Raw genomic sequence first — 4683 nt, 5'->3', positions numbered from 1 at the left:
CGGCCCATCGGGCGGCGGCGGCCGACCGGCCCTCCCGGCTCAGGTGCCGTGGCCTGCCGAGCCCGACGGGGCCGGCGACCTCGTCGAGTCCGTCGTCCCCGGTGAGGAGTTGTCCCGGGACCAGACGCTCGTCGTCGTCCGCGGGGGGCAGCAGATCACCGGCACCCAGATCGCCCGGGCGGATCCTCTTCTCCCACGGCACCCACTCCGGGGCCACCACCGAGTCGGGACCGGGGAGGAGCGAGATCTCGTCGACCGTCAGCTCGCCGCCGGGGACCAGCGCCAGGACGCAGGCCCAGTACCACCCGCGGTAGCCGGGGAGGTCCGAGGCGAACCGGTGCGTCGTGGTGAACGGCGCCTCGACGACGGCCCCCCGGTGCTCTCCCACGCCGTCGGACGCGAACTCCTCCACGGCGGCACGCGCCACGTCGACGCCCGAGGCCAGTCTCTCGCGCAGGGCCTCGTCGAAGCCCGAGGCCTGATCGGTGCTCACGGGGTCCGCCTCCTGATCCGTGCCTACCTCGGTGTTCACCCCACCCATTATGCGCGTCATCGCGACAGCGTCGCGGTCCGGCCCGTAGTACGGCATCCTTGACGCATGCGCAGCGTCCTCGGCACCCTCGGCCCTCTCGCGGTCTCCCTCTCCCTCGTCGGCGCCGTCGCGGCGTGTACCGCGACCGGTTCCGACGACGCCGGGAGCGCCACGTCCCCCGGCGCCTCCCTCGCGTCGTCGAGCATGCCCACCGGCTCCGGTTCCGGGTCCGGCGACGCGGCCGGCGGACAGGTGCCGGTGGGCCCGGCCGAGCCCCGGCCCGTACGGGGTTCGGTCGAGGTCGTCCGGACCCTGCCGCACGATCCTGAGTTGTTCACCCAGGGTCTGCAGGTGGTGGGCGACGAGATCTACGAGTCGACGGGTGAGTTCACCCGCTCGCAGGTGCAGCGCCGCCCGCTCGCCGGCGGCCCGCCCACCGTGTCCGTGCGGATGGCGGACGACGAGTTCGGCGAGGGCCTGGCCGTCACCCCGGACACCCTCTGGACCCTGACCTGGACCAACGGGATCGCCCACAACCGGGACCCCCGGACCCTCGAGGTGCGCTCCGAGGTGCCGTACGTGGGCGAGGGCTGGGGCCTGTGTCACGACGGCGAACGGCTGATCATGAGCAACGGCTCCGACCAGCTGACCTTCCGCGACCCCGTCACCTTCGAGCCCACCGGCACGGTCTCGGTGACCTCGGGGGGCACACCCGTGGTCCGGATCAACGAACTCGAGTGCGCGGACGGCACCGTCCTCGCCAACGTCTGGATGACGGACGAGGTCATCCGCATCGACCCCGCCACCGGCGCGGTCACCGCCATCTACGACGCCTCGGCGCTCGAGCGACCCCGGCCGGCCAGCCGGGAGGCGGTTCTCAACGGGATCGCCGCGCTCCCCGGTTCGGAGAACGTGCTGCTCACAGGGAAGTTGTGGCCGACGATGTACGAGGTGCGCCTCATTGGCTGACCGCTCCCCCGGGCCGACCCGTCGAGCCGCGGCCACCGTCGGCCGGGGCGTCCGGCGGGTCTTCCACGCCGACGGGGCCGACAGATCGGGCCTGTCGCAGCTGAGTTACGTCACCGTCGCCAACTTCGCGTGCGACGCGATCCTCGCCGTCGCCCTGGCCAACACGTTGTTCTTCTCCGCCGCCACCGCCGAGTCGCGGAGCAACGTGGCCCTGTACCTCCTCGTCACGGTCGCCCCGTTCGCGCTGATCGCCCCGGTGATCGGACCGGCCCTCGACCGGCTGCGGAGCGGGCGGCGCCTCACGGTGTCGTTGACCTTCACCCTGCGGGCGGTGCTCGCGGTGATCCTCGCGCTCAACTTCGACTCCTGGCTGCTGTATCCCCTCGCGCTGGGGATGCTCGTGCTGTCCAAGACCTTCGGCGTGGTCAAGGCGTCGATCACCCCGCACGTCCTGCCGCCGGCGCTCGACCTGGTCCGGACGAACTCCCGGCTGACGGTGCTCGGCCACGTGGGCGGGTCGTTGATCGCAGGGGCCCTCGCCGGAGCCGTGTCGTGGGTGTGGGGCTCCGACGCGGCCCTGTGGCTGCTCGCCGCGGTGGCGCTGGTGACGGCGTACATCGCGATGACCATCCCCGCACACGCCGAGGCCTCGCTCGACGAGGAGTCGGCGACCCTGCGCGTGGACCGGGGCCGCCCGCTCGTCAGCGGGCTCAAGGCCGTTCTCACCCGGCCGCTGGGCCGTCAGGTCCTGGCCAACCTCTGGGCCGTGTCGATGGTCCGGTTCATGACCGGCTTCCTCACCCTGTTCCTCGCGTTCGTGGCCAAGGCCCAGGAGAACGCCACCGCGGCGGAACAGGCCGGGATGCTCGCGATCGCCGGTGCGGCGGGAGGACTCGGCACCTTCGTGGGGAATGCCGTGGGCGCCCGTCTCCCCCTGGGCCGACCGGGCAGGATCACCACGACGGCGGCGGGCGCAGCGCTGTCGGCGGCGGTGGTCGCGGCGTTCCTCGGCAACATCTGGGCGGCGGCCCCCCTCGCACTGGTGGCGGCGGTGTGCAGCGCGCTCGGCAAGGTGGCGCTCGACGCGTCGATCCAGACGGACATCCCCGACTCCGCACGGTCCTCCGCGTTCGGCCGGTCCGAGACGGCGCTACAACTGGCGTGGGTCGCGGGCGGTGCGCTGGGGGTCCTCCTCCCGCCGGACTTCACTGTGGGCTTCAGCGTGATCTCGGTCGTGGGCGCCCTGCTGTTCGGCCAGTCGCTCCTGACCGCGCGCGGGTCCACCCTGGTACCGGGGCTCGGCGGCAACCGACCCAGGTTCCCCGGAGCGCCACGTGACCCCCGTGCATTCGGCGCGCGCCTGCTCGGCAGAATGGAGGAGTGAGCTCTTACAGCGATGCCCCCGCGTCCGGCACCCGCGTCCGCCCAGTCACCTGGGCGATCCTGGCGTGGGTGATCATCATGGTCGCCGCGATCGTCGGAGCGTGGCAGGGCTCCGCCTCACGTCACGGGGCGGTGCCGGCGATCACCGTCGCCACCGACCGCGACCACGTGGAGGTACTGCCGTTCGCCGCGACGGACCTCGACGGCACGAGCTACACCAACCCGGTGGGTGAGTTCACGGTCACCGGTGAACACACCCTCACGGTGCGGCTGCCGGTGGAACTGCGCCGCGCCACGCTCGACGTCTACGAGATCCGCGCGGACGGGTTCCGCGAATACACCCTCGAACCCGACGGCCCCGGCGAACTACTCATCCCGGTCACCCTCCCTGACGAGGGACGGATCGAAGGACTGGCGCTCCGCGCGGTCGCCCTGGTCTACGCGGCGGACGGCTCCGAGACGATCCTCAGCGGCGAGTGGTCCGTCGGGATCACCTACGCGGACTGAGCCGGCGGGTCACGCGTCCAGTTCGCGGGCGACGGCGCGGAGCACCGACGCCACGCGACCCGACACCTTGTGGTCGGGACGGTGGCCGCGCCGCAACTCGGGTTGGACGGTCGTCTCGAGGACCTTGATCATGTCCTCGACCATCCCGTGCAGCTCATCGGGCGAGTGCCGTGGGCCGCCGCGGGGGGCACGGTCCTGCACGACGGTGGGCTCCTCGTGGACGACCACCCGCAGAGCCTGGGGGCCACGCCGACCGGAGACCATGTCGAACTCCACGCGCTGGCGGGGCCGTAGCGTGTCCACCCCGTCGGGGAGCGCGTCCGACCGGACGTAGACGTCCTCCCCGCCCTCGTGGGACAGGAAACCGAAACCCTTCTCCGCGTCGTACCACTTGACCCTGCCACTGGGCACCGCGAACCACCTCTCCACACGATCGCGCACACGTGCGACCGACATCCACCACGAATGACTCGAGACTACCCTCGCCGAGGCGGTGGCCCGGCGCCCCCGCCGGGCCGGTAGCCTCCCCCGTGTGACCTCCGACGCCCGACCCCCAGCCGACGACCCCGACCCCTGGGCACCCCACGCGGCCGAGCCCGCCCCGGTCCGGCCCAGACGCCGCGGCCTGTTCATCGCGGCGCTGGTCGTCTTCGCCGTCGGTGTGGTGTTCACCGTCCTCGCCGCACTGACCCCGTTCGTCCTGGATCGGGACGCGCCGACCTTCCTGTACCTCGGCGCGATGGTGTTCACCCCGGTCGGGTTCCTCCTGGGGCTGCTGTACGCGATTCTCGGCTCCCGGCCGCCCAGGGTGTGACGGAACCCACCCCCTGGCGAAGTTCCAGGTAACAAGCCGATAACGTCACCTCCCGCCCTCCTGTGTGACCTGGTTTTATCTCAGAATGGTGACGATCCGGCATCAAGCCGCTACTGTTCGGGGCAGACTCGTCAGCGAGTTGGCATCGGACGCACCACCGAACCCCGCCCTGCGGCCGATGCGACATTGACCGTTACCGGGCGGGGACGGGGGACCCGATCAGGGCCCACCTCGGGCCGGCGACCACAGGTCGCCTTGGGGTCAAGCCGCCGCAGGCGGCCGGGCGCACCCGTCCGAACCCGACAGCTCACCCCGTAGGCACAGAGTGAAAAGGACTGACGCGTATATGACCTCGAACACCGGACGCCACCGCGCTGCCGCCACCGCCTCCGCGCCCAGGACGGCGGTGAAGGTCGTCCTCGCGGGCACCGCGTTCTCCGCCGCGGGGCTCGCCCTCGCCCCGGCCGCCAACGCGGCC

The 4683-nt window shown here is 72.0% G+C and carries 6 protein-coding genes and 1 riboswitch; of the genes, 4 read left to right on the top strand and 2 right to left on the bottom strand.

Annotation, left to right across the window (positions count from 1 at the left end):
• Positions 1-541 (bottom strand): DUF3027 domain-containing protein (locus G6017_RS04550; protein ID WP_182616136.1); only part of this gene is annotated, 541 nt, incomplete at its 3' end.
• Between the two features lie 57 nt (positions 542-598).
• Between G6017_RS04550 and G6017_RS04545 the strand changes: the two genes are divergently transcribed.
• The 3 genes from G6017_RS04545 to G6017_RS04535 are packed head-to-tail and all read left to right on the top strand — an operon-like array spanning position 599 to position 3391.
• Positions 599-1501, top strand: a complete 903-nt coding sequence (locus G6017_RS04545; RefSeq protein ID WP_182616134.1) for a glutaminyl-peptide cyclotransferase — start codon at positions 599-601, stop codon at positions 1499-1501.
• Complete coding sequence (locus G6017_RS04540; protein ID WP_182609791.1) at positions 1494-2885, top strand: MFS transporter; 1392 nt, start codon at positions 1494-1496, stop codon at positions 2883-2885. Before G6017_RS04545 ends, G6017_RS04540 begins: the two co-directional genes overlap by 8 nt.
• A complete protein-coding gene (locus G6017_RS04535; protein ID WP_182616132.1) occupies positions 2882-3391 on the top strand; it encodes a DUF2771 family protein in 510 nt (169 codons plus the stop codon). The genes G6017_RS04540 and G6017_RS04535 overlap by 4 nt, the downstream gene beginning before the upstream one ends.
• Positions 3392-3400: 9 nt before the next feature.
• On the opposite strand, the gene G6017_RS04530 is transcribed toward G6017_RS04535, so the two are convergent.
• Positions 3401-3802 carry a cold-shock protein gene (locus tag G6017_RS04530; RefSeq protein WP_179524659.1) on the bottom strand — a complete coding sequence of 134 codons (402 nt, stop codon included), beginning with the start codon at positions 3800-3802 and terminating at the stop codon, positions 3401-3403.
• Positions 3803-3923: 121 nt separating this feature from the next.
• On the opposite strand from G6017_RS04530, the gene G6017_RS04525 reads away from it, so the two are divergent.
• Entirely contained in the window at positions 3924-4205 is a 282-nt protein-coding gene (locus tag G6017_RS04525; protein ID WP_182616131.1) for a hypothetical protein, read from the top strand.
• 178 nt (positions 4206-4383) lie between these two features.
• Positions 4384-4540, top strand: a riboswitch (cyclic di-AMP (ydaO/yuaA leader).
• The last annotated feature ends 143 nt before the right edge of the window (positions 4541-4683 follow it).

The organism is Dietzia sp. B44 (assembly GCF_014145245.1).
Taxonomy (GTDB): Bacteria; Actinomycetota; Actinomycetes; order Mycobacteriales; family Mycobacteriaceae; genus Dietzia; species Dietzia natronolimnaea.
This window is presented reverse-complemented; position numbering and strand designations above follow the sequence as displayed.

What these genes read in the sequence shown, in the direction of transcription:
- G6017_RS04545 (WP_182616134.1), top strand. Translation starts at nt 599, where the DNA reads ATGCGCAGCGTCCTCGGCACCCTCGGCCCTCTCGCGGTCTCCCTCTCC.